20 protein-coding genes and 1 pseudogene are annotated in these 22,731 nt (G+C 69.2%); 9 read left to right on the forward strand and 12 right to left on the reverse strand.

The window, feature by feature from the left end:
• Positions 1–684 carry a 5-oxoprolinase subunit PxpB gene (gene pxpB, locus DR_RS17010; RefSeq protein WP_010889544.1) on the forward strand — a complete coding sequence of 228 codons (684 nt, stop codon included), beginning with the start codon at positions 1–3 and terminating at the stop codon, positions 682–684.
• A gap of 61 nt (positions 685–745) precedes the next feature.
• Positions 746–1,512: pseudogene (locus DR_RS17015) on the forward strand (biotin-dependent carboxyltransferase family protein).
• 9 nt (positions 1,513–1,521) lie between these two features.
• On the opposite strand, the gene DR_RS15030 reads toward DR_RS17015, so the two are convergent.
• From DR_RS15030 to DR_RS17200, 3 genes are all read right to left on the reverse strand, one after another.
• The gene (locus DR_RS15030) at positions 1,522–2,610 is read right to left on the reverse strand and encodes a glycosyltransferase (RefSeq protein ID WP_051618869.1); all 1,089 of its coding nucleotides are present in this window, start codon (positions 2,608–2,610) and stop codon (positions 1,522–1,524) included.
• A 450-nt stretch (positions 2,611–3,060) separates the two neighbouring features.
• Positions 3,061–4,038: a tetratricopeptide repeat protein gene (locus tag DR_RS17195; RefSeq protein ID WP_420895965.1), complete on the reverse strand. Its 978-nt coding sequence runs from the start codon at positions 4,036–4,038 to the stop codon at positions 3,061–3,063.
• Entirely contained in the window at positions 3,930–4,469 is a 540-nt protein-coding gene (locus tag DR_RS17200; RefSeq protein ID WP_338107143.1) for a hypothetical protein, read from the reverse strand. The genes DR_RS17195 and DR_RS17200 overlap by 109 nt, the downstream gene beginning before the upstream one ends.
• A 221-nt stretch (positions 4,470–4,690) precedes the next feature.
• Between DR_RS17200 and ftsH the strand changes: the two genes are divergently transcribed.
• The 5 genes from ftsH to DR_RS15060 all read left to right on the forward strand — a co-directional run bounded on the left by ftsH (position 4,691) and on the right by DR_RS15060 (position 12,064).
• Positions 4,691–6,565 (forward strand): ATP-dependent zinc metalloprotease FtsH, encoded by a 1,875-nt coding sequence (gene ftsH, locus DR_RS15040; protein ID WP_027480146.1) that lies wholly within the window; start codon positions 4,691–4,693, stop codon positions 6,563–6,565.
• 88 nt (positions 6,566–6,653) lie between these two features.
• Entirely contained in the window at positions 6,654–7,487 is an 834-nt protein-coding gene (gene hpaI / locus DR_RS15045) for a 4-hydroxy-2-oxoheptanedioate aldolase (RefSeq protein ID WP_010889550.1), read from the forward strand.
• A 58-nt stretch (positions 7,488–7,545) separates the two neighbouring features.
• The gene (locus DR_RS15050) at positions 7,546–8,052 is read left to right on the forward strand and encodes a hypothetical protein (protein WP_010889551.1); all 507 of its coding nucleotides are present in this window, start codon (positions 7,546–7,548) and stop codon (positions 8,050–8,052) included.
• Positions 8,053–8,102: 50 nt separating this feature from the next.
• A complete protein-coding gene (locus DR_RS15055) occupies positions 8,103–11,144 on the forward strand; it encodes an MG2 domain-containing protein (protein WP_010889552.1) in 3,042 nt (1,013 codons plus the stop codon).
• Positions 11,141–12,064: a hypothetical protein gene (locus DR_RS15060; RefSeq protein WP_010889553.1), complete on the forward strand. Its 924-nt coding sequence runs from the start codon at positions 11,141–11,143 to the stop codon at positions 12,062–12,064. The genes DR_RS15055 and DR_RS15060 overlap by 4 nt, the downstream gene beginning before the upstream one ends.
• On the opposite strand, the gene DR_RS15065 is transcribed toward DR_RS15060, so the two are convergent.
• Positions 12,058–12,399 carry a hypothetical protein gene (locus DR_RS15065; RefSeq protein WP_010889554.1) on the reverse strand — a complete coding sequence of 114 codons (342 nt, stop codon included), beginning with the start codon at positions 12,397–12,399 and terminating at the stop codon, positions 12,058–12,060. The two genes, DR_RS15060 and DR_RS15065, sit on opposite strands and share 7 nt — an antisense overlap.
• An 85-nt stretch (positions 12,400–12,484) precedes the next feature.
• Positions 12,485–13,024 (reverse strand): hypothetical protein, encoded by a 540-nt coding sequence (locus tag DR_RS15070; protein ID WP_010889555.1) that lies wholly within the window; start codon positions 13,022–13,024, stop codon positions 12,485–12,487.
• A gap of 287 nt (positions 13,025–13,311) precedes the next feature.
• Between DR_RS15070 and DR_RS15075 the strand changes: the two genes are divergently transcribed.
• Positions 13,312–14,913, forward strand: a complete 1,602-nt coding sequence (locus DR_RS15075; RefSeq protein WP_010889556.1) for a GGDEF domain-containing protein — start codon at positions 13,312–13,314, stop codon at positions 14,911–14,913.
• 97 nt (positions 14,914–15,010) lie between these two features.
• Here DR_RS15075 and DR_RS15080 read toward each other — a convergent pair whose 3' ends face one another.
• From DR_RS15080 to DR_RS15105, 6 genes are all read right to left on the reverse strand, one after another.
• Positions 15,011–15,760, reverse strand: a complete 750-nt coding sequence (locus DR_RS15080) for a CopD family protein (protein WP_010889557.1) — start codon at positions 15,758–15,760, stop codon at positions 15,011–15,013.
• A gap of 49 nt (positions 15,761–15,809) precedes the next feature.
• Positions 15,810–16,229 (reverse strand): copper resistance CopC family protein, encoded by a 420-nt coding sequence (locus DR_RS15085; RefSeq protein WP_027480143.1) that lies wholly within the window; start codon positions 16,227–16,229, stop codon positions 15,810–15,812.
• Between the two features lie 27 nt (positions 16,230–16,256).
• Entirely contained in the window at positions 16,257–16,673 is a 417-nt protein-coding gene (locus DR_RS15090) for a hypothetical protein (protein ID WP_010889559.1), read from the reverse strand.
• Positions 16,670–17,644: a cytochrome-c peroxidase gene (locus tag DR_RS15095; protein WP_028328040.1), complete on the reverse strand. Its 975-nt coding sequence runs from the start codon at positions 17,642–17,644 to the stop codon at positions 16,670–16,672. The genes DR_RS15090 and DR_RS15095 overlap by 4 nt, the downstream gene beginning before the upstream one ends.
• 55 nt (positions 17,645–17,699) lie before the next feature.
• Positions 17,700–18,524, reverse strand: a complete 825-nt coding sequence (locus DR_RS15100) for an MbnP family protein (RefSeq protein WP_187767772.1) — start codon at positions 18,522–18,524, stop codon at positions 17,700–17,702.
• 112 nt (positions 18,525–18,636) lie between these two features.
• Positions 18,637–19,053, reverse strand: a complete 417-nt coding sequence (locus DR_RS15105) for a hypothetical protein (RefSeq protein ID WP_027480141.1) — start codon at positions 19,051–19,053, stop codon at positions 18,637–18,639.
• Positions 19,054–19,205: 152 nt separating this feature from the next.
• Here DR_RS15105 and DR_RS15110 point away from each other — a divergent pair, with 152 nt between their 5' ends.
• The gene (locus DR_RS15110) at positions 19,206–20,582 is read left to right on the forward strand and encodes an MBL fold metallo-hydrolase (RefSeq protein WP_027480140.1); all 1,377 of its coding nucleotides are present in this window, start codon (positions 19,206–19,208) and stop codon (positions 20,580–20,582) included.
• A gap of 24 nt (positions 20,583–20,606) precedes the next feature.
• Here DR_RS15110 and DR_RS15115 read toward each other — a convergent pair whose 3' ends face one another.
• The gene (locus DR_RS15115) at positions 20,607–22,730 is read right to left on the reverse strand and encodes a hypothetical protein (RefSeq protein ID WP_164928023.1); all 2,124 of its coding nucleotides are present in this window, start codon (positions 22,728–22,730) and stop codon (positions 20,607–20,609) included.
• Between the last annotated feature and the right edge of the window lies 1 nt (position 22,731).

A 22,731-nucleotide genomic window follows, 5' to 3' on the forward strand; every position in this document is an offset into this window, starting at 1 on the left:
ATGACACGGCACGTACAAGCGCTCTATCACCGCCCGGCAACCAAGGAGGCGCAGCTCGCCCTACCCGCGCTGGCGGAGGCGCTGCTCGCGGCGGGGCTGCCGGGGGTGGTGGACGCCGTGCCCGCTTACCGCTCGCTTTACGTGGAATACGACCCGGAGGGGACGAGCGCGGATGAGCTGCGGGCGTGGCTGGCGCAGGTATCGGTGGAGGGAACAGCCCAAGCCCAACGGGAAATAAAACTGCCTGTCGTCTACGACGGCGCCGATTTGCCCGAGGTCGCCGCGCACGCGGGCCTGAGCGTGGCCGAGGTGATTGAGCTGCACTCGGAGCCGACTTACCGGGTGCGGGCGCTCGGCTTCGTTGCGGGCTTTCCCTTCATGGAAACGACGCCGGAGCTGCTGCAAGTGCCGCGCCGGGCCACTCCCCGCGCCGCTGTGCCCCCGCACTCACTGGCGGTGGCGAACGCGCAGACTGGCATCTATCCGGTGACGGCGCCGGGCGGCTGGAACCTGCTGGGGCGCACGCTGGTGCCTGTGTACGATCCGCACCGCGCCGAGCCTTTTTTGCTGCGGCCCGGTGATACGGTGCGCTTTGTGCCGCAGGCGGACGGAGAACCCCTCGCGGAGCCGTCGCCCCGGCTGCTGTGGCCCGACACGCCCGCCTTTCCCGCTGCGCGTTCATAAGGCGGGAGCCCTCGGGCTGCTGGTGGACCGGGGCCGCACCGGGCAGGGCCGCTTCGGGCTGGTGCGCTCGGGGCCGCTGGACGCGCAGGCGGCGGACATTGCCCAGGCATTGCTCGGCAATCCGCCCGGCGCGGCGCTGCTCGAACTGCACCTCACTGGGCCAGTGCTCGACGTGCTAGGGGCCGGAGCCATCGCCTGCACCGGGCTGGGGCTGCGGGCCGCGGTCAACGGCGAAGCGTGCCGCCCTACAGCTCCCGCGCCGTGCAGGCGGGTGATCGGGTGACCTTCTCCCCCACCGGGCAGGGTCGCGTGAGTTACCTCGCTGTATCGGGCGGCTTTGAAACGCTTCCCTTCCTGGGCAGTGCCAGCACCGACCTCAAGGCAGGCCTGGGACGACCCCTACGGGCAGGAGATGTGCTGGGTTACGCGGCGCGACCGCCCGAAACACACTTTGCCCGGCAGTTTCTGCCTTACCCCGTGACGCAGCACCGGGAGGTCGTGCAGTTGCGGCTGCTCCCGGTGGCGGACGGGGAAACGATGCCCGCCGACGCTCTGGCCGCGCTGTGTGCGGCTCCCTTTCGCTTGCAGGACCTCGACCGAATGGCAGCGAGGCTCAGCGGTTCCCCGTTTCCTGGCGGCGAAATCAGTTCCGAGGCGTGTCCGGTAGGGACAGTGCAGGTGCTGCCCGGTGGCCGCCCGCTCATTTTGCTCAACGACAAAGGGACGCTGGGGGGCTACCGGCGCCCGGCCCGCGTTCACCCGGATGACCTGCCGCTGCTGGTCCAGGCGATGCCGGGGAGTGCAATAGCGTTCGTAACCGGCGGCTAAAGGCTAGCGTCAGGGCGCGCAGACTTCAGCCGTCAGAGGCCGTTCCTCCGGCAAAGTTGAGAGCAAAGCGCGGACTTCCTGCAAGGCATCCCACACTGGGATGGGGGCAAAGGTGCGCTGCCAGCGGCCTTCCGCCTCCCGCACCTCGTGCGCCCGTTCAAGAGCCAAGCCCCAGCGCGGGGCGTGCAGAGCTGCACCCAGGGCCGCCTCGCTCGTCAACCACTGGGCCGTCAACTTCGGAGCCAGCCGGCGGGCCTGCCAGCTCCGGCGCAGTGCCGCTTCCGCCTGAGCCAGTCGCAACACCTCGGCGCCGCCCGGAACCCGCCAGTGCTGCGGGCCACGCGCCCACTCGCCGAGCTGGGTGGACAGGCCCACCGGCACCCGCCCGCAGAGCCGAGCACTCGTGTACACCCGCGCACGGGGCGTGTGACGCAGTGGCAGGTCGGCCCGCGCCAGCGCCCGCACCAGCGCGAGGTCTTCCAGGCAGGGCACCTGCGGCACGCCGCCCACTGCCCGGTAAGCCGACACGCGCAGCGCGAGACTCGCCCCAAAGTGCTGCCAGTGCCGGGGCGCCGGGTCAAATGGGTCTGGCAGCACCCGCGCCCGCAGCCGCGACGCCGCGTCCCGGTAGCCGGTGTCGAGCAGGTAGGTTCGCCGCACCGGCTCCGGCAGCGCTGCCCGCTCAGTCGCCCGCAAGAGGATGCGCCCGGCGCTCGCCTGCACTGCCCTGTTCGCGCACAGCGGCTGCACCAGCGCGGCCAGCCAGTCGGGAGCGGCCTGGGTATCGGCGTCGGTGCTGACGATGATGCCGTCCGAACCAGCAAGCGCGGCGGCCCAGTCGAGCGCGGCGCGGCGGGCCCCCACCACGTTGGCCTCGCGGGGAGGCAGGGCCACTTCCTCCACTTGCAGCCGAAATCCTGGCATCTGCCGGGCAAAAGCGCGGGCCTGCGCCGCCGTGTCGTCCCGCGAATTGTTCACCAGCAGCAGCGTCTGAAAAGGCGGCGCACCCTCCTGAGCCGCCAGCGCCCGCAACGTCGCCACGACGCCTGCGCCCTCGTCACGGGCAGGCACAGCCACGACGATGCGGCGCTCCAGCATCGGAGAAAAGTAGCACGGACAGCGAGAAAGCCCCGCTGAACCGAGGCGAAGAAAGCAGGCGACAGCACAAAACCGTCCGGCCACTGACACTGCCGCCTTCCTTTTCTTTGCTTCCCCACGAAAAATGGTGAAACGCAGAACGCCAGGGCCGTCGGGCGCTGAAGGCGCACGGGCCTGACACGACTTGTCAAAACGCAAGCCTCCAGACCGCCTGTGCAATCGAGCAACACGACAAAGCCAATGACATCACCGCCAGGTGCACAGCGCCAGCGTCGAAGCCCCTGTCCCCTTTGGGGATAGGGGTTTGGGGTTAGGGTCAAAAGCTGAAGCTTACGCCTCACCTAGAGCATTTGACAGAAAAAGACACCCTCACCCCTAGCTGCGCGAGGCCCTCTCCCCTGGGTAGAGGGTCAAACAGCGCAAGGCAACTCTTTTATCAGACGCACCAAATCAGTTCAGCGTCCGCCCCCCCGCACTCCCCATCAACGCCTGCGCCCGGCTGAGGTGGTCCTGAAGCGTTACATACCAGTCGTCACTTTCCGGCGTGTGCTCCAGCGCCTGCTGCGCGTGGGCGTAGGCAGCGGCGGGGTCGGGAAAGCCCTGCTGCGCCATCACGTCGGCGGCCATCTGGTGTCCCAGCACCCAGTCGCGGCTGCCGTGGACGGCCTCACGCACGACCCGCTCGTAGTGGTCGAGGGCGTCGTCGAGGTGGTAGTAGTCGAGCGCCACGTTGCCCAGCACCACGCTCGCCGGCACCACCGCGCCCTGGTTGAGGGCCTGTTCGGCGGCGAGCTGCGCTTCGGGCAAGCGGCCCAGGCGGTAGTCGCACTCGGCGATGTCGGCGAGCACCTCGGGGTGAAAAGGATAGTCGGGAACGAGCAGCACTTCCTCGAGCTTCTCGCGGGCTTCAAGGGGGCGGTCGAGGTCGAGCAACGCCACCCCGAGTTCATGGTTGGCGTAGGGCCGGTCGGGGTCGGTGGCGCGGGCGAGGGCTTGTCCGAACGCTTCCAGTGCCTCTTCGAGTTGTCCCAGGTGACTTAGCACCTGCCCCTGCACGAGCGCCACGCCGTAGCTCGGGTCGCCGGAGAGCCCTTCCAGGCGGGCGGCCTCGCGGATGTCGTCCTGCGCGGCTTCGGGCTGACCGAGGTTGAGCCGCACCTGCGCCATCAGGTAATGCCAGGTGGCGAGGTTGAGGCCCTCGTCGTTGGGGTCGGTGCCCGGACGCGGCCCGGTATATAGCGTCCGCGCCCGCTCCAGCACCTGCCGGGCTTCCTCGAAATCGCCCTGTTGCAGCAGCAGCGCGGCCTGTTCCTGAAGCATCACGGCGCGGTTAAGCCCGGCGGCGAGGTGCGCGGCCTCGGCGTAGAGCAGCGTCGCCTCGGCACTCTGGCCCAGGGCTTCTTGCGCGTCGGCCTGCCAGGAACGCAGGCGCCAGCGCAGGTGCTCGGGCAGCTCAGCGGCGGGCAGCGCCACGTCCAGCGCCTCCTGGGGCCGCCCGGCCAGCGCCACGCGCACAGCGCGTGGTAGCGCACCAGCGGGTCGGGGTCGGCAGCGAGTTCAGGGGCCAGAGTCACCTCGCCCTGCGCCCGCGCCGTGAGTTCGGCTTCCAGGGCGCGGGCGAGTGGCGCGGAGCGCAGCGCGGGGGCCGCCGCGTAGGCCTGATTCAGCGCGCGGCGCACGTCGGGCTGCGCCGGGTCGCCGTAGAGCGAGTGCAGGTGGGCCAGCCGCAGCGCCAGCTCGCCCCGCACTGGGGGAGCGGCCTCGCGCATGGCCTGTTCCAGAGTGTCGAACGCAACCGCATAGTCGTCGCTGGACAGGGCTTCTTTGACCTGTTCCCAGGTGGCATCGACAGAAATCATCGTTCCGTAGTGTAGCGGGCCGCAGTGGAACCGGGCCGCAACGAAGCAGGGTCAGGCGGCAGGAAAACTTGATGGGAAACTCAAGCCGCGCCAAAGACGACATGTGAGCGCAGACACGTCAATTAACCTTGAGTCTGGTACACTCAACTTATGGCACCGCCGTGTGCCCCAACTCTGTTCTCTCCGCTGTTTTCCCCTTTTCGCCTCTGGAGGCACCCCTGTTGAAGCGGCTCAATCCCTGGATCATCGTGCTCCTCGTGCTCGGCCTGTTCCTGATGTTCACGAACCTGCCCGGCAGTGGGCGCTATACCGTCAACTACAACGAATTCAAGTCACTGCTGAACCAGGGCCGCATCGAGCGCGTCACCGTGCGCGAGGACGTGGCGACCGTGCTGCTCAAGGAGCGCGGCCAAGTCAGCGTCATCACCCCGCAGGGTCAGGCCACCAAGGACGGCGTCGAGAGCCTGATCGTGCGCCTGCCCGGCAACCAGGCCACGCCTGACTCCGGCCTGATTCCCCAGCTCGAAGCCAAGGGCGTGGACTACCGCTTTGAGGCGCCGAGCCAGTGGTTCGCCATCCTCATCAACTTCCTGCCGCTCATCTTGCTGTTCGGGATGATGTACTTCTTCTTTGCCCGCTCGCAGGGCGGTCAGGGCGGCGTCATGCAGTTCGGCCAGAGCAAGGCCAAGAAGTACGGCAAGGAAAACCGCGTGCCCACCAAGTTCACCGACGTGGCCGGGCACGAGGAAGCCAAGCGCGAGCTGATCGAAGTCGTGGACTTCCTGAAAAACCCGGCCAAGTACCACCAGATCGGCGCCGAGATTCCCAAGGGCGTGCTGCTTGTGGGCCCTCCCGGGACGGGCAAAACGCTGCTCGCCCGCGCTGTAGCCGGTGAAGCCGACGTGCCCTTCTTCTCGGTGAGCGCCTCGGAATTCATGGAAATGTTCGTGGGCGTGGGCGCCAGCCGTGTGCGCACCCTGTTCGAGGACGCCCGCAAGAGTGCGCCGGCCATCATCTTCATCGACGAAATCGACTCCATCGGGCGCAAGCGCGGTGCGGGTATCGGCGGCGGGCACGACGAGCGCGAGCAGACGCTCAACCAAATCCTCTCGGAAATGGACGGCTTCGACAAGTCGAGCAGCGTGATCGTGCTCGGCGCGACCAACCGCCCCGACGTGCTCGACCCCGCGCTGCTGCGTCCGGGACGCTTCGACCGTCAGGTGACGATCGACCTGCCCAACCTCAAGGAACGTGAGGCCATCCTCAAGGTGCACCTGCGCAACAAGCCGCTCGGTGAGGGCGTGGACGTGCCCGAAATCGCCAAGAGCACGCCTTACTTCTCGGGCGCCGACCTCAAGAACATCACCAACGAAGCCGCGCTCGAAGCCGCCCGCGTGGGCAAGACCAAGATCGATATGAGCGACTTTTACCGGGCGCTCGACAAGATCACCCTGGGCCTGGAAAACAGCTCGCTCACCATCAGCGAACCCGAAAAGCGCGCCATCGCCTTCCACGAGGCCGGGCACGCCGTGACCGCCGCCGTGATTCCGGGCAGCGACAAGCTGCAAAAGGTCAGCATCATCCCGCGTGGCCGGGCACTCGGCGCCGCCTTCTATCTGCCCGAAGAGCAAGTGCTGATGAGCAAGGAACGGCTGGAAAACCAGCTCGTCGTGGCACTCGGGGGCCGCGCCGCCGAAGAAGTCTTCGTGGGCACCATAACGAGCGGGGCCGCCGACGACTTCCGCAAGGCGACCAACATCGCCCGCAAGATGGTGCTGGAATGGGGCATGGGCGAGAACTTCCGCAACATGGCGCTGCAAACCGACGGCGGCGGTCCGGTGTTCCTCGGCGAGGACATGGGCAAGCCCAAGATGTTCTCCGAGCACACCGCGCAACTCGTAGACGAAGATGTCAAGCGCATCCTCGCCGCCGCTTACGAGCGCTCGCGCCAGATCGTCTCCGACTACAAGCAGGCGATGCAGGAAGTGGCCGACGCCCTGCTCACCCACGAACTCATCACCGGCGACGTGGTGCGCGACGCCGTGGCGCGGGTGGGCGGCCAGTCGGTGGCCGTGGCGCCTGCTCCGACCGTCTAACCGCTTCTTTCCCGAATGGCCCCTCCCCTGCGGAGGGGTTTTTTGTGCTTGCTTCGCGGGCAAGCCCCCGACCGCCTATGCTCGGGCCATGCCGCAACCGATGAAGCTGGACCCGCTGAGCAACACCTTCAAGCACGCGCTGGCCGGGGGACGGCCCCAGATCGGTTTGTGGCTGGGCTTGGCCGACCCCTACTGCGCCGAAATCTGCGCTGGGGCGGGCTTCGACTGGCTGCTGATCGACGGCGAGCACGCGCCCAACGATGTCCGCAGCACGCTGGCGCAATTGCAGGCGCTGGCAGCTTATCCCGTCGCTCCCGTCGTGCGGCCCCCGGTGGGCGACACGCACCTCATCAAGCAGTACCTCGACCTCGGCGTGCAGACGCTGCTCGTGCCGATGGTGGACACGCCGGAGCAGGCGCGGCAGCTGGTGCAGGCGACCCGCTATCCGCCGCAGGGCATTCGCGGGGTGGGCAGCGCCTTGGCCCGCGCCTCGCGCTGGAACGCGGTGCCCGACTACCTTACGCGGGCGAACGACGAAATCTGCTTGCTGGTGCAGGTCGAGTCGCGCCTGGGGCTGGAAAATTTGGACGAAATTGCAGCGGTAGAAGGCGTAGACGGCGTGTTCATCGGCCCCGCTGACCTCAGCGCCAGCCTGGGGCACCTGGGCCACCCCGGACATCCCGACGTGGCACAGGCCATTGAGGACGCTCTGCGACGCATTGTGGGTGCGGGCAAGGCGGCGGGCATCCTCAGCGCCGACGAGCGGCTGGCGCGGCATTATCTGGCCCTCGGCGCGACCTTCGTGGCGGTGGGGGTGGACACCACGTTGCTCGCCCGCGCAGCCCGGACGCTGGCGGCGAGTTTCAAGGACAAAAGCCGTGAGGAGGCTGAGCCGGAGCCGCAGGGCGGCAGCGTGTATTAAGCTCCGCTCCATCCCTGACGATCAGCCCGCCCTCAGCCTGGGCACTTAAGCTGTCGTCATGTCAAAGCTCACCCGCTGGCCGCTGTTGCTGACGCTTCTTCTGGGGACAGCGGGGGCTGACCGCACCGCCGCGCCCGCGCCGCTTTATCCCTCTCCGGCGCTCAGCGGCCAGCCGACGCTGACCCTCCCGGCAGGCAAACCGCTGAGCGTGGTGGCGAGCCTGCCGGACGACGTGTCCGCCGTGGCCTACGGCGAGGGGCTGTATTACGTCCGCACGGGCCTGATTGACCGCCGGGAGCAGGACCCGCTGGCCTTTCGCAGCGATACGCAGAGCTTCATCCCGCCGCAGCAATCTGGCGAGCCGGTCACTCTCCCCCTGACCTGGGAAGGCCAAGGCACTGCCCCGCGTGACTGGCAGGTGCGGGCCCTGCCGCTGGCCGAGCCGACGCTGGGGCAGCCCGAAGTCAGGCGGGTCACGGGCAGGCCGGTCACGACGGTGCAGGCGCAGCTCACGCGGCAGTCACAGCGTCAGCGACCGCAGGCGAGGCCCGACTGGGACGCCTGAAGCCGGGGCTCTACCTCGTCACCGCCTCGCGGCTGGACGCGCCCGCCGCCGTGCTGGGAGCCGTGGTGGTGCGGGTCACCGACCTCAACCTGGTCAGCGTGGCGACGCCGGGGCGGGTACAGGTCTGGGCCACCCGGTTGGGCAGCGGCGCGCCTGTGCCGAATGTTCAGCTCAGCGCGCTGGCCGTCAAGTACGACTGGCAAGACGGGAGCCGCGTGGTCAGCCGCCGCACGCTGGCACCCGTTCGCACCGACGCTCAGGGCCTGGCGACTTTTTCTTTACGTGACGGCGAGCAGCTCAGCGTGCGCGGCCAAGTGACGCTGGGCGGACAGCCCCACAGCGCGCAGCTCGGCAGGACGGAAAACGAATTGTGGACCGGCGTCGCCGAGCGGGCGCGTGCCCTGATTCAGACCGACAAACCGGTTTACCGCCCCGGTGAGACGCTGCGGGGCTTCGCAGTGCTGCGTCGTCTGGGCGCGGGCACCCGGCTGCCGTACACCGGGCCGGTCACGGTGCGGCTGCGGGCCGGCTACCCCGACGCCACCCTCGCTCAGCTGACGGTGAAGCCCGATGCCGACGGGCTGGTGCGCTTTTCGCTGCCGCTGCCGCAGGACGTGAAGATCGGCGGGTATTCGCTGGAAGTCGAGCTGCCCGCCGCGCCGAGCGCCAGCAACCCCAACCCGGAGCCGGACGTGAGCCAGGTGCCGGTGGAAGTGCGGGCCTTCGTCAAACCGCTGTTTACCCTTGACCTCAGCGGGCCGCAGGAAGTCGTGAGCGGCACCCCCTTGACGCTGAGCGCCCGCGGCGAGCTGTATCAGGGCGGCCCGGCCAACGTGCAGGCCGAGGCGTTCATGGTGGATGGTTACGCGAGCGACGAACTGTACCCCGACTATGACGCGGGCGATAACGGGCTGCGGTATCAGGACCTGAACTCCGACGAGGTCTACGGCGAGAACGCGGCACCGGGCATTGACCCCAAGCGCCGGCCCGACCAGACCCTGACCCTGCGGGGAGGCCGCGCCACGCTGCCGCTTAAGCTGCAAGCCAAGAACGGTCAGCCTACCCGCTATGCCGTGGCGCTGCGGGCACGCGACGAGTACGGGCGCGACGTGTGGGCCAGGCGCCCGGTCACGGTGTATCCCGCTGCCATCAAGTTCGTGCAACCCAGGGTGGAGGGCGCTGAGCGCCGCCGCGTCAGCGTGGCCGTGCAGCAGGTGGGCAGCGGCAAGGCGCTCGCCGGGCGCCGGGTGCAGGCCGAGGTGGTGCGGGTGTTCTACGTCACGCAGCCGGACGGCAAGTCGGTGCGGCGCGAGCAGCGCATTTCGCAAAGTGTCCTGACCAGCGACGCAGCGGGTCGAGTAACCCTGAACGTCACCCTGACACCGGGACAGGAAGGCGGCTATGTGGCTCGGCTCAGCACCCAGGACAGTGCCGGGCGCACCGCGCGGGCCTCGCTGGATATAGGGTCAGTGTATAAATCTGGAGCGGAACGTCAGGCGCCGACCCTCGTGCTCAGCCCCGAGCGCTCCCGCTACCAACCGGGCGACACGGCGCGGCTGACCCTGAACACCGACCTGCCCGTCGGCACCCCGCTGCTGCTGAGCGTCAACGCCGAGGACCGGGGGCAGGTCAAACTCATTCAGGTCACTGGGCCGACCATGACGCTGACCTGGCCGGTGACGGCGGCCCTCGGCCCGGCCTTCAGTGTCAGCGCTGTGGCGGTGCGCGGGGGCCAGACGGCGCAGGCCTTCAGCGGCGAGTTGCTGGTGCCCCGGTTCGACCAACGGCTCGACGTGCAAGTCACGGCGGGCAGCGAGGTCAAACCCGGCGCCGAGGTCACCTTCACCGTTCGCACGAGTCGCGGTGGGCAGCCAGCCTCCGCTCTGGTCACACTGGCGGCGGTTCACGAATCGGTGTACGCGGTGGTGGGCGACCCCACGCCGAATCCCTGGCGCTTCCTGTGGGGCGCCACCACGCCGCAGTTCGAAATCCGCTCGTCGTCCAGTCAGGCTGACGACGGACGCGGCGGGGGCGGCGGCAGCGAAGCCGTCTTTTACCGCAGCGACCTGCGCGAGGTGGCCGCTTTTCAAGCGGTGCGGACCGACGCCCAGGGCACCGCGAAGGTGACGGTGCGGATGCCCGAGGGGCTGGGTAGCTACCGCCTGAGCGCGCGGGCTTTCACCCGCACGGGCGCGGCGGGCGAGGCGCGGGGCGAGCAGCGCGTCGGCCTGCCCTTCGCGGTGCGGCTGATTCGGCCCCGAGTGCTCACGGCGGGCGACACCGGCAGCGTGGCCGTCAGTGCCGCCGACCGCACCGGCCAGGGCGGCAACGTCACGCTGACGTTGGGGGCGAACGGACAGACCCAAACGGCCAACTCACCGTTGCAAGGCGGCTCGGCCACCCGTCTTTTCAGCATAAAAGCGCCGCAGGACGCACAGGCCCTGACCCTCACCGCCAGTGCCCAACGCGGCGCCAACGGCGAGCGCGACGGCCTGCGCGAAACCGTGCCGGTGCGCCCCGCCGGAGCGCGGCAACTGCTGTCGGGGTCCGGATCGGTGGGCGCGGACAAGGCTGGGGGCAACGCCAGCGTCTCGCTGAAGTGGCCGCAAGAAGCCCAGCCTGAGAGCCTCACCCTCGACCTCGCCGCCACGCCGCTGCAACTGGCGCTCACAGGGCTGGACGCCGCGCTCGCCGACCCTGCCGACCGCTGGGTCACCACCGACGCGCTGAGCGCCCGGCTGAGCAGCAACCTCGACCTCGCCGCGCTCGCTGGACCCTTCGGCTGGCCCGAGGTGCGCACGCGGGCGCTGGCCCAGGCCCGGCGCGACCTCGCCAGCCTGCTGGCCCTGCGCGGCAGCGACGGCTGGGGCTGGACCGAAGGCAGCCCGGCGAGCGCCGAGATGACCGCCCGCGCCCTCGACGCTCTGGTTCAGGCCAAGGGCGCGGGCCTGACCGACGCAGTCACCCTGCAAGTGGTGCGGCAACAGGCCGAACTGCTGCTGAAAAAATCGCCTAACTCGCCCGTGCTCGCTGCCGGCTGGCGCGGGCTGGGGCCCCCGCTGCGGCCCTGCGACTGGCCCGCGCCGGGATGAACGACCCCGCCGAGGCGGCTCGGCTGGCGACGGTGCTCGCCGGCACGCAGCCGCAGCTTGCCGGGGCGCTCTACGACCGCGCTCGCCGGGCCGCCCGCAGCGACAAGGACGGCGCCCTGGTGCTGGGCGACTCCGCAAGCTGGCGCGGTGACAGCGAACCTACCGCCTTGCTGCTGGGAGCCGCCGCTCGACTGGGACGCAGCGCCGACGTGCCCGCACTCACCCGCGCCGTGCTCGAACGCCGCACGGGGAGCAGTTGGGGTGGCCCGGTGGCGACGGCAGCGGCGGTGCAGGCCCTGCGCACCCTGGCCGCCCGCGAGGGCACCCCGGCGCTCCGGCAGGTGACGGTCCGCCTCGGCAGCTTTCAGCAGACGCTGACGGTGAGTGCCCCCACCCGCCTACTCATTCCGGCAGCGAAAGTGCAGCCCGGCGCCCTCAGCGTGCAGAGCAGCGCTCCGCTCGCCTACGCCTGGGAACTGCGGGTGCGGCGCAGCGGCAACGCTCCGCAGAGCCTCAGTCCGCTGAAAATAGAGCGCCAGTACGACAAGGTAACGGTGAACCGCGATGGCATCGTGACCGTGACGCTTACCCTCAAGACCCCGGTGCGCCTCACCCACCTGCGCGTGACCGACCCGCTGCCGGGCGGGCTGGAAGCGGTGGACGACCGGCCCTTCGACGAACCGGCCTGGGTGAACGCGGCAGGCAGCGGCGACGCCGTCTGGGCCGACCGCTCGCTCTACGACGACCGCGCCGTCTTCTACCTCGAACAAGTCCGGCCCGGCACGACCACCATCAAGTACCGTCTGCGCGCCCTGGCGTCTGGGCAGTACCGGGCGCCCGCTCCCCGCGTCGACTTCGTGAGCGGCGCTGCCCCCGCCGAGGGTGCCGAGCAGCAGGTGACGGTGCAAGGCGGTCAGTGACCCTGCTCAGGAGGGCGCGTTCTCTTTGCCCTCGCCTTCCCAGGTCCACACCCGGTTGCGCACGGCGGCGCCGGGGCCGCTACAGGTGATGAGCTGCACCTCCCGGCGCCGCGCAGCCAGTAGGCGCTGGCTCCCGGCTGGCAACTCAGGCACACGCCGCTGCCGGGATCCGCGCCCGCCACGTTGCCCCAGCGCAGGGTGCGGGCCGCCGCCGCGACATGGGCAGCGTCCAGGCCCGGCAGCGACTCGGCCAGCGACCGGGCGAGGTCAGCCTCGGGGGGCAACGGCCCGCACGCTTCCGCCGGCTGGCGCAGGGCGGTGGCAAGCCGCACCACGTCCGACTGCTCAGGGCGCGGCAGACCGCCGTGCAGCGCCAGAGGGCAGCCCAGAGCGCGGCGCTGGCGAGAGACGCGGGCTGGGTCAACTGGGCACCCTGCTTGCCCAGCAGCTCGGCCCACAGCAGTTCGGTGGCGCGGGGACGGTGATGCGGATTGAGGCCCACATAAGCTGCAACACCCCCCAGTAGCTCAGCAGCGCCTGGGCCGCCTGGGTCACGCTTCGTTCGGCCAGTAGGTCGGCCCAGGCAGGCGGCGGACTTTTTTGCGTCGCTTGTCCTGCAACGGCGCGGCGCTGAGCGGGAGACACCACCTGCGGAGCTGCGGCCAGATGCGCGGCGAGGTGCGCGCACCCGGCAGCCGACAGTGCGGGCGGGTCGCTCAGCGCCAGCAGCGCCCAGCCGGGATGCTCGTCCTCAGTCAGCAGCGTCCAGGGCAGGGGGCGGCGCGGCAGCGGGGACACCGGCAGGGTCAGCAGCTCGCCCAGCGCGGTGCCCACCCCCGCCGAGAGCGCGGCCAACTGCGAGGCGAGGGCGCCGCCGGGCCCCAGGAGCTGCGCTTCGGCGTCCGGGGACAGGAAAGCGGCGCGGCCCAGCGGCTGAGCAAGGGCGTCGGCGAGGTTCATCGGGGCAGTCTAGAACGGGCGGCGAAACAGGAATCTTGCGCTGCGAGAGGAAGGGCGCTACTGAAAAGAGCCGCTGGAGGACCACCTTTTCTCGCAGGTAACGTGAAAGTCCTCGACAGATCGAGATCATCCTCCAAACACCCAGAATCACTTATCTTGACCTTCTGCCAGGATTCGACTGTCCATGCTGGATAGTGCTGACCACAATTTCAGTATTTTGTGCAGCAGGCACCATGAGGCAGTGACTCAAAAGGCATGTCCATCTTCGCCTGCACCACAAAGGCGCTATGAACGAACGACCGGCAACCATAGAGGAGCTGATCTGCGCCGCAGAAGCCAGGCTGCGGGCCGACCCGACGCAAGTGAAGACCGTCATTGAGGATTTGGCCCACCTCGAAGCGCAGGGGTATCCCGCAGGGCCGGCCACCGTTCTGATTTTCGACGGCAACGCCAGGGTCATGTCCGGCGATTTTGCGGGCGCCCGACCTGTGTTGGAAAAAGGCCTCGCCCTCAGCACCGAGCTGGAGGAACCGACCTTGCAGGTGCGCGCCCTGACTGGACTGGCCGTTTTACACGTCGGCACCGGAGCCTATGGTCAGGCGCTGGAATACCACATGCAGAGTATGCAACTGGCACGCACCCTGGAGAACGGTGGGCTGCTGAGCCGCTCCCTGATTTATGTGGGGAGTCTCTACGCCGCCCTGCGGAATTTTGAGCAGGCACAGGCCTACCACAGAGAGGCCGTGGAGCACGCGGCCTCTGCCGGGCGTTCCACCTTTATGGCCCGCCTGGCGCTGGCCACCGACGAAGCGCAGCTGGGCCATCTGGAAGAAGCGCTCCAGCAACGCCGTGAATTGTTGGTCGAGGCCCGTCAAACCGCATCGCGTGCTGAAGAAGCGTTCGTGCTGGCCGACCTCGCCGCAAACCTGTTGCAGCTTGACCAGCGGGCCGAAGCGCGGCAGCTCGCCAGTGAGGCACTGAAGCGGGCCGAAGCGCTCGGCTTGCAGCTGGAAAAGGGGCAGGCCCTCATCATCCTGGCCAGTCTGGATATACGAGAAGGCCAGTTCGAAAGCGCCCACCAGGCTCTCCATGAAGTCCTGGAGATCGGGCAGCGGCTGGCCTCCATTCAGCTCCTCATCCCTGTCCATGAGGAACTCTCCAGGCTCTTCGAACAGCAGGGCGACTTTGCCGGTGCCCTACGACATACCCGCGTCCACTACGAACTGAAGTCGAGCGAGCTCACGCGGCTCGCCGAGCGCCGCAGTCAGGTGCTGGAAGCCGAGCTCAAGGTCGAACTGTTGCGGCAACAGGCCGAGGAAAAAGAGCGGCAGAACCTCGCCCTGGTCGCCATCAACGAGCACCTGCGCGAGACCCAGAAACGCCTGCAATACGCCGCCACCCACGACGCCCTGACCGGCCTGCTGGTCCGCACCGCCCTGGAAGAAACCGTGGAGGACGATCTGCTGCTCAGCCCCGAGCGTCGGCGCGCCCTGTTCATGATCGACGTGGACCATTTTAAGCAGATCAACGACGCGCTCGGACACCATGTCGGCGACCGCTTTCTGCAAGAACTGGCCCGGCGGCTGCGGGGCGCCCTGCGGCCCACGGACATCGTTGCCCGGCAGGGCGGGGACGAATTCACGATTTATCTGCGCGAGCTCGACTCGCCGGAAGAAGCGGTCGCGCTGGGCCAGCAATTGCTGCGCGACATCGCCGCGCCTGTGCAGGTGGAGGGCCACCTCCTCAACGTGACCGTGTCCATCGGCATCGCCGTGTATCCCGACGACGGGCGAGACGTGATGACCCTGGAAAAGCACGCCGACCTCGCCCTGTACCGCGCCAAAGAGCAGCGGCATCAGGTGTGCCGGTTCCAGAAGCCGGCGGACTGACCAGCTTCCGGACCCAAGCTGAGCGCCAGCGGAAAACAGGCTTCTGCTGGCGCTCAGTGTTTCATTCAAGTTTTGAAAGGCAGGTCGGCTATTGCCCTTAATGCACCAGCGGCAGCCCCCCCAGTCGCGCCGTCAGCAGCAGCACGGCGACCAGGGCCAGCACTTCCAGACTCAGCCGGCGCCCCGGCCCGGTGCTGGCAAGGGAACGGCGCACGGTGAAGGCCGCACCTAATACCCCGACAAAGGCCAGCAGCTTGAGCAGCAGGGTCTGGCCGTAGGGGGTGCTTTGCAGCACGCGCAGCGAGTGAATATGTTCCAGGCTCATGCCCAGGCCGGTCAGCACCAGCAGGCCGACACACGCGGCGGCCACCGGGGAAAAACGCCGTGCCACTGCCAGCCGCTCAGGAGCAGGCACGCGCAGCAGAGCGCCCAACCCGCCCAGCCAGATGCTCATGGCGCCCGCGTGGAGGGCATGGAGGCCGCGCACCGCGTCGCCATGCACGCCGCCGTGCCCGATGCCCGCCATGCCCCACAGCGCCCAGCCGCCCAGCCCAGCCAGAATGAGCGCCGGGAGCTTTTGGACTTCTGCCACCAGAAAAAGTGTGGCCGCCAGCAACAGCACGAGCGCTGCCCGGCCCGCACTCACCGCCGTCAGGTAGTCCAGCACGTCGGCGGGGGCGAGCAGGCCCAGTTCACGCAGCGGTTGGTACACGCTCAGGCCCGCGCCCACAAACAGCAGGGCGAGGCCTGTACTGAGCCAGCGCAGCGGCACCGGAGCGAGCCAGCGCCGCGCCGCCGCACCGCCGAGCAGCAGCGCCAGGCCGAGAAACAGCAGCAGGCGGCTCACTCAGGCCACTGGGTTGAGGTGGGGCGGACGCGCCTTCCCACGCCCCGCATCACCGCACATAAAACACGCTCTGGCCGGTCACCACATGCCCGTCGTCGGACAGGAAGCGCCACACGAGCGCGTAGGCCCCGGCTTTCAGGTCCGGCTTGAGCGGCACCCTCACCCCTGTGGCGTCACCGCTGCCGCCCGCCCAGGTGTCGGCCCGCCGGTCGGCGTCCGCCCTGTCGAGCAGGGCCGTTTTTGTGAGCGCCGCTGCGGCCCGGTTGAGGCTGAGCTTGTCGCCCGCCGGCAGCGGAAACACCTTGAACGTGGCGAACTTGAGGGGAATCGCTTCGTTGAAGCTCATGGACACGACTTTGGGCGCGGTGACGGTCTGGTGCGCCCCCGGCTGAATGCTGGTGACCGCCGTGTGGGCGAGAGCAGATGAAGACAGCGCGAGGACGAGGAACAGCTTGGTCAATTTTTTCATGGGCATCCTGTTGAACTGGGGAGAAGGCTAGTTGTTGTAAACGTCTTCCGCCGCCGTGAGATTCAGGGTGGCGCGGAAGGGCGCGAAGTCGGTGAGCTTGAGCGGGCGCCCGTCCACCACGAGGGCGTAGGGGCCAGGCTTGTCGACGGTGATGACGGCGGTCAGATTGCCGTCGGCGTCGGTGTCCGTCTTGAGAACGCTGGGCCGGACGCGGGGGCTCACGGCGCCGGGGTAGAGCAGCAGGGTGCAGCGGCACTCCGCCGCCTTCAGCACGCGCTCGCCCACTCGGAGCGTGAGGGTCAGCGTAGTGTCGGCGTCCACCTGGAGTTTCTCGTTGGTGTCGGTGTGCCATTCCAGCGCAGCGTTGCCGGCGTTCACGGTGTCATGCGCGGCGGCGCTCGGCAGCAGCAGGGCGAGGGCGAGCAGGGCGAATTTCAGCTTCATCGGTGCTCCGGGGGCCCGAAGGCCGGGTTGGTGGCGACGGTCGGGTCGGTCAGCACTTCCAGAAAGGAAACGAGGTCGTTCACTTCGGCATCGGTCAGACCCAGCGGACGCACCAGCGGGTCGGTGTTGGGGTTGGGCTGACCGCCCTCGTTGTAGTGCTGCACGACTTCGCGCAGGGTCTTCATCTGTCCGGCGTGCATGTAGGGCGCGGTGAGGGCCACGTTGCGCAGCGTGGGCGTGATGAACTTGCCCACGTCCTCGTCGGCGCCGGTAAGCTGCGCGAGGCCGATGTCTTCGTTGAACAGCAGCGAGCCGTTGTTGTGCGGCAGGTTGTCGCTGAAATTGCGCCCGGCGTGGCAGTGAAAACACTCGGCCTTGTCGAAGAAGAGGTCCATGCCGCGCACCTGCGCCGGGGTCAGCGCCGCCGCGTCGCCCGCCGAGTAGCGGTCATACGGCGAGCCGTAGCTGACCAGGGTACGCTCGAACGCCGCGAGGGCCTGCGTCAGCGTGAGCAGCCGGGGCGCCTCGCCGAACACCTCCTGAAAGCGCCGGGCGAAATAGGGGTCGCCCCTGAGCACCCGCACGGTGTCTTCCGGCTCGAAGCCGTGCTCGTTGGGGTCGGACAGCGGCCCGAGCGCCTGAAGTTCCAGGCTGGGGCTGCCGCCGTGCCAGAACAACCGGGTGCGGTAGGCCACGTTGACCAGGCTGGGCGCGCTGCGTTTGCCGCTGCGCCCAAAAGTCCCGAGACTGGTGGCGCGGCCATCGGTAAACGCGTGGCTTTGCTGGTGGCAACTGGAACACGACACCTTGCCGTCGCTGCTCAGCACCGGGGCGTAAAACAGCTCGCGGCCCAGCGCGGCCCGCGCCGCTTCGCCGGGGTCGGCCACCCGCGCCGAAACGGGCAGGACACCCAGGCCGAGCACGGCGGCCACAGCGCTCAGAGCACCAAAAATGAGAGGGGGCTTTCGCATAGGGAGCGGCCCCGGTGCGTCCACCGGACCGGGGCCAGACACCTCCTTTCAGATCTCAGTGCTGGGGCTGTCCGGGCATGGCGGGCATAGGCATAGACATGGCCGGCGCTGTGGGAGCCGCCGCGCCCGCCGGAGCCGGGGCGCCCCGGTAGACCGGATTGGCATTGGCGCCGTCGGCCCGACTGAACGCACCCGCCACGTTGGCGTAGAACTGGTCGGCCACCGGGCCGAAATGCACCTGCTGGTACTGGGCGCGCGAAAAGTCCCACGCGCCGCCGACGCCCGCCGCGTACAGCTTTTGCAGGTCGAGCGAGACGGGCACGGTCAGACCGTCAGCCGCCACCCGGAGCGCCGTGCCGGGTTTTTGCAGGTCGGTCAGGTCCACGGTGATGCGGTGACTGTCGCCGCCGACGTGGTTCGCCACCTTGACCCCGTTCGACTCGCCGAGCAGCGTGAAGAAGATGTAACCGCTGTTCCACGCCCAGTACATGCCCTGTTCCAGGCTCAGCGGGGCTTTGGCGGTGGTCGCGTCGGCGTGGTTCAGGGCGCGTGGCACGCCCACGTTGAAGCGCAGGCCCCGGTACGTCCCGGCGGGCGCTTCGCCCTTGAAAATCTCGATGTTCTGCGGTGTGGCGCCCTTTTTCAGTTGCGCGAGGCTGAGCCCCCGCACCGGCACCTCGGTGCCGTCGGCCCGCACCAAGGCGACATCGGAAACATAGAACTTGACTTCCTGCACGGTGAGGTCCTGGCCCGCGACCTTGAGCGCAGTGTCAAGCAGGAACGGGGTCTGTCCATCGGTGAGCGACAGCGTGAGGGAGAGGGGCGCGGCGGCGGCGCTTCCGAGCAGCGCCGTCGTCAGCAGAGCGACGAGTTTTTGCATGGGGTGTTTTCCTTCCGGGGACGCCTGCGCGCCGCAGTAAAGAGCCGCGCAGGGCAGAGGGTGTGCGGGACCGGGGCGGATGGCCTGCCGGGTCCGCAAAATGGAGCGACCCTCAGACGGAAGGCGGAGCACGAGCGTCCGCGTGACGCACGGCGGCGACCACGCAGACCCCCGCGCCCGGAGTGGGCTGGGGCAAAAAGTCGGGCGGCCCCTGCGGGAGCCCAATCACGCCTGCTTCCAGCGCAAAAGCGTTGCTCAGGCAAAACGGGCAGTGCGCCCCGTGGCCCTGGTGGGGGTCAGGCTCGCCGGAAGTCGGGCGCGGCGAGTGCGAGGCATGACCCGCGTGGGACATCGGGGCGGCGCTCTCCTCGCCGTGGGTGGGCGCTTCTCGCAAGACTTCGGCACTTGCTGTGGTCCCCGCAGCACCGAGCGACCCGAGCGCTTCCCCCCGCACCTGAAAGGCGAACGACGCCAGCACCGTCAGCAGCGCCAGCAAGGGGCGCAGCCAAGGGAGCAGACGGCGGGACATATCGCCCACTCTAAAGAAAAAGCCAAGGGACGGCTGCCCTCACCCGATATGCTCCCCCCAGGCCATCAAAAAGCAGCTTGACGCTATACCCCCGGGGGGTTTATTTTCATTCCAAGTCCGAACCCTCACGCTCACTTTTCAGGAGGACCACCATGTTCTTTGAACGCTTTTACGACACCGACCTCGCTCAGGCGTCTTACATGGTGGGGTGCCAGCGGACTGGCGAATGTCTCGTCATTGACCCGGTGCGCGACGTTCAGCAGTACCTGGAGAAGGCCGCCTCACAGCGCCTGCGCGTGACCCACGTCACCGAGACCCACATCCACGCCGACTACCTCTCGGGCAGCCGCGAACTCGCCGCCGCGACCGGGGCGCAGTTGCTGCTGCCCGGCGAGGGCGGCGCCGAGTGGCGCTACGACTTCGGCGACCAGAAGCTGCACCACGGCGACGTTTTTTGGGTCGGCAACGTCAAGGTGGAGGTGCGGCATACCCCCGGCCACACACCCGAGAGCCTTTCCTTTCTGGTGACCGATACCCCCCGGGGCGACGTGCCGGTGATGTGTTTTACCGGCGACTTCGTGTTCGTGGGCGATGTGGGCCGCCCCGACCTGCTCGACGAGGCGGCGGGCGGTGTGGAGACCCGGTTTGTGGGCGCCCGGCAGATGTTCGCCTCGCTGCGCGACCAGTTTCTGACTCTGCCAGACGGCGTGCAGGTGTGGCCCGCACACGGCAGCGGCAGCGCGTGCGGCAAGGCGCTCGGGGCGGTGCCGAGCACCACCGTCGGCTACGAGCGAGCGCTGGCGTGGTGGGCGCCTTACGTGGAGCGCGGCGACGAACAGGGCTTCACGGATGAACTGCTGAGCGGCCAGCCCGACGCCCCGCTGTACTACGGGCGCATGAAGACGCAAAACCGGGCCGGCCCCACCGTGCTGGGCGAGGTGTCCGCGCTGCCGCAGCTCAGCGCCGCCGAGGTCGAGCGCCAACTCGCGGCGGGCGCACTCCTCATTGATACCCGTCCGAGAGAACAACATCAGGCCGCCGCGCCCCGACGCAGCGTGAATCTTCCCGTCGGCAACACCTTCGAGACCTGGAGCGGCTGGCTGTTGCGCCCTGAGGACGGCGATTATGTCCTGCTGGCCGCAAGCGCCGAGCAAGCCGAGGCCCTGCGCCGCCGCCTGTGGATGGTCGGGCTGGACAACGTGAGCGGCTTCATCACCAGCACCGACGGCCTGGACACGGCGCCGCAGCGCCCCTTCGCGCCCGCCGACTTGCCGCAGCACAAAGATGCCCTGGTACTGGACGTCCGCAAAAAGACCGAGTACGACGCGGGGCACATCCCCGGCGCCAGGCAGCTTCACGCCGGGCGGCTGCCCTGGAAGCTCGGCGAATTGCCCCAAGAGCAGGAAATCGTGGTCCACTGCCAGAGCGGGGCACGCAGCGCGGCGGCGGCGAGTTTCCTGCGGGCGCGCGGCTTCAACGTGAGCGAACTCGCGGGCGGCTACGAGGCCTGGGAGAAGGCGCAGGGTTAAAGTTCCCCTCAGCTCCACTCGTCCTCACGCTCTTCCCTCTCCACCCTCGCCGGGACAGGGGCCGGGGCCTCCAGGCGGGGGCGCGGCGCCAGGACGGCGAGCAGCAGCAGGCTCAGGCCGGTGACGAGCGCGACGAGGCCGAGGACCACCGCCGGCTGGGAAAAGGTCGCGGCGTCCAGGCCAGCGCCCTTGAGTCCGGCGGCGATGACCAGACTCAGGCCCATCGTCCAGCGGTCGCGGGCGTCCGCGTCTCCGTCGAGTCGCGGCGCGCGCGCAGGCGCTGATGCCCACCGCCATCACGGCCCCGCTGCCGGTCAGCAGCCAGCCCCCTATCGCCTCAGGGGACAGAAAAACACCAGCGGTGACGGCCACGCCCAGAAAGACTGCGAACCACAGCGTTTGCTGCGCTGAAGCGAGGCGCGGCAACCGGCGCAGCACCAGGGCCGAGCGGGCCGGCACGCGCGCCGACAGCCAGCGGCGTCCGGTGTCGTCCTGGGTGAGCCACGACACCAGCAGCAGCAGCCACGCCCCCAGCAGAGCGAGGGGCTGCGCGTTCGCTTCTTCTTGCCAGAGGGCCGAGGAGGCGAGCCACTGCCATGCCAGCGCCGGCAATCCCAGGAGCAGCAGCCACCGAACGCGCTCGCCGCGCACCCGGAGCGGCAACAGCGCCGCGACGAGCGCCGTCAGGGCCAGCGCCGGGGCGAACTGGGCCGGCCTTGCCATGAACGTCAGGGCAAGGGCCAGCAGAACCAGACCGCCGGCTTCAGCAATGCGCTGGCCCAACTTTGCCTGGCCTAACTTTTCTCGGCCCCCCTGCGCCTGGCGAGCGGTGAGGAGCGCAGTCAGGGCGGCGGCCAGGCTGCCCACGAGCAGCAGCCGGGAGGCATGGGCGCCCCCACCCACGGCGCGCGCTATCAGGAACCCGCCGAGCAGCAGCCCAGGCAGGGCGCCCCAGTACAGCGTGCCGCGCAGATCCGGGGCCAGGGCCGACGAGCGGTGCGCCAGCCACGCCACGCCCGACAGCGCGAGGGTGAGAAGCAGCAGGAGGGTGCTGTCTCCCGTTCCTAGGCCCAGCACCAGCACCGCGCCGCACAGACCCGCCAGCCACGCCAGCGGCGGCGTGTGGGGATGCCGGGCCCGCCACTGCGCCGCCCGCAACGCCCCGGCCAGGCCCACCAGGGCGGGCGAGACACGCAGGAGCGGCGTCCAGAACCCCTCTTCACCAGGGGAAGGCGGTAGGTCCAGGCCCCACAGCGCCGTCAAGCTCAGGCCCGCCGCGCCCAGCCACACGCTCAGGCGGCTGTGACCGTACAGCCCCACCAGCAGCAACGTGCCCGCGAGCGCCGCGAGGCCCAGCGGCTCCGTGCGGGCGCCCAGCAGTGTGATCAGCAGCGAGGCCGCCACGCCCGTCGCCCCGGCAGTCAGGCTGCTCGAGAGGGTGCCGGCGAGGGTCGCTTCAGCGTCTTGCGTTTCGTTTTGTGGACGGGCCCGCTGCCACGCCCACCACGCCGCCGCACTCAGGCCGAGCAGGGCCAGCGCCGCTGTGCCCAGGGTCGCGGCGGTGCGGGCACCCGGTCCGCTCAGTGCCGTGCCCACCGCCAGCGCGAAGAGGGCCGACGGGGTCAAGGTGGCCCACGCCGCGCCCAGCCGCACGCCCGCGTCGCGTATGTCGGCAGAGCCGCTGGCATCGGGTGCCACCACGCCCCGTGACCGCAGCAGCGTCAGGGGCAGCAGCAGCGCCAGCCCCGCGAACACCAGCCACAGCAGCAGGGCGGGCAGCGGGTGGGGACTGACATGCAGGGCGCGCCCCAGGATTTCCCGGTCGAGCAGGGGCAGCGAAGCGCCGTCCCAGTCGCCCGACGCCCAGCGGCCCAGCGGCTCATGATTCAGGGCCGCCACCAGCCACCCGACCGGCAGGGCACCCGCCACCCCGAGGACCGAGGTGAGTGCCGCCCGCCAGGTTTCCGGGGCATCGGGCAGCAGGTCGAGTCTGTTCTCGCCCTGGGGCATTTCCCCGGCAGAGTGCTCGACTTCGCCCGTGTTGACCGCCCGCAGGTGGGGCAACAGGCCGCCCACCGCCGCCGTAACGAGCAGGAGCACCGCCGCGAGCGCCAGGATGGACCAGCGCCCGATGTCGTCGGCGAGCATC

Source organism: Deinococcus radiodurans R1 = ATCC 13939 = DSM 20539, assembly GCF_000008565.1.
Classification (GTDB): Bacteria; Deinococcota; Deinococci; order Deinococcales; family Deinococcaceae; genus Deinococcus; species Deinococcus radiodurans.

Bases quoted from the DNA above. Each gene is read 5' to 3' on its own strand.
- pxpB (WP_010889544.1), top strand. From the start codon at position 1: ATGACACGGCACGTACAAGCGCTCTATCACCGCCCGGCAACCAAGGAG.
- DR_RS15030 (WP_051618869.1), bottom strand. From the start codon at position 2,610: ATGCTGGAGCGCCGCATCGTCGTGGCTGTGCCTGCCCGTGACGAGGGC.
- DR_RS17200 (WP_338107143.1), bottom strand. From the start codon at position 4,469: ATGATTTCTGTCGATGCCACCTGGGAACAGGTCAAAGAAGCCCTGTCC.
- hpaI (WP_010889550.1), top strand. From the start codon at position 6,654: ATGCCGCAACCGATGAAGCTGGACCCGCTGAGCAACACCTTCAAGCAC.
- DR_RS15050 (WP_010889551.1), top strand. From the start codon at position 7,546: ATGTCAAAGCTCACCCGCTGGCCGCTGTTGCTGACGCTTCTTCTGGGG.
- DR_RS15060 (WP_010889553.1), top strand. From the start codon at position 11,141: ATGAACGACCCCGCCGAGGCGGCTCGGCTGGCGACGGTGCTCGCCGGC.
- DR_RS15070 (WP_010889555.1), bottom strand. From the start codon at position 13,024: ATGAACCTCGCCGACGCCCTTGCTCAGCCGCTGGGCCGCGCCGCTTTC.
- DR_RS15075 (WP_010889556.1), top strand. From the start codon at position 13,312: ATGAACGAACGACCGGCAACCATAGAGGAGCTGATCTGCGCCGCAGAA.
- DR_RS15085 (WP_027480143.1), bottom strand. From the start codon at position 16,229: ATGAAAAAATTGACCAAGCTGTTCCTCGTCCTCGCGCTGTCTTCATCT.
- DR_RS15090 (WP_010889559.1), bottom strand. From the start codon at position 16,673: ATGAAGCTGAAATTCGCCCTGCTCGCCCTCGCCCTGCTGCTGCCGAGC.
- DR_RS15095 (WP_028328040.1), bottom strand. From the start codon at position 17,644: ATGCGAAAGCCCCCTCTCATTTTTGGTGCTCTGAGCGCTGTGGCCGCC.
- DR_RS15100 (WP_187767772.1), bottom strand. From the start codon at position 18,524: ATGCAAAAACTCGTCGCTCTGCTGACGACGGCGCTGCTCGGAAGCGCC.
- DR_RS15105 (WP_027480141.1), bottom strand. From the start codon at position 19,053: ATGTCCCGCCGTCTGCTCCCTTGGCTGCGCCCCTTGCTGGCGCTGCTG.
- DR_RS15110 (WP_027480140.1), top strand. From the start codon at position 19,206: ATGTTCTTTGAACGCTTTTACGACACCGACCTCGCTCAGGCGTCTTAC.
- DR_RS15115 (WP_164928023.1), bottom strand. From the start codon at position 22,730: ATGCTCGCCGACGACATCGGGCGCTGGTCCATCCTGGCGCTCGCGGCG.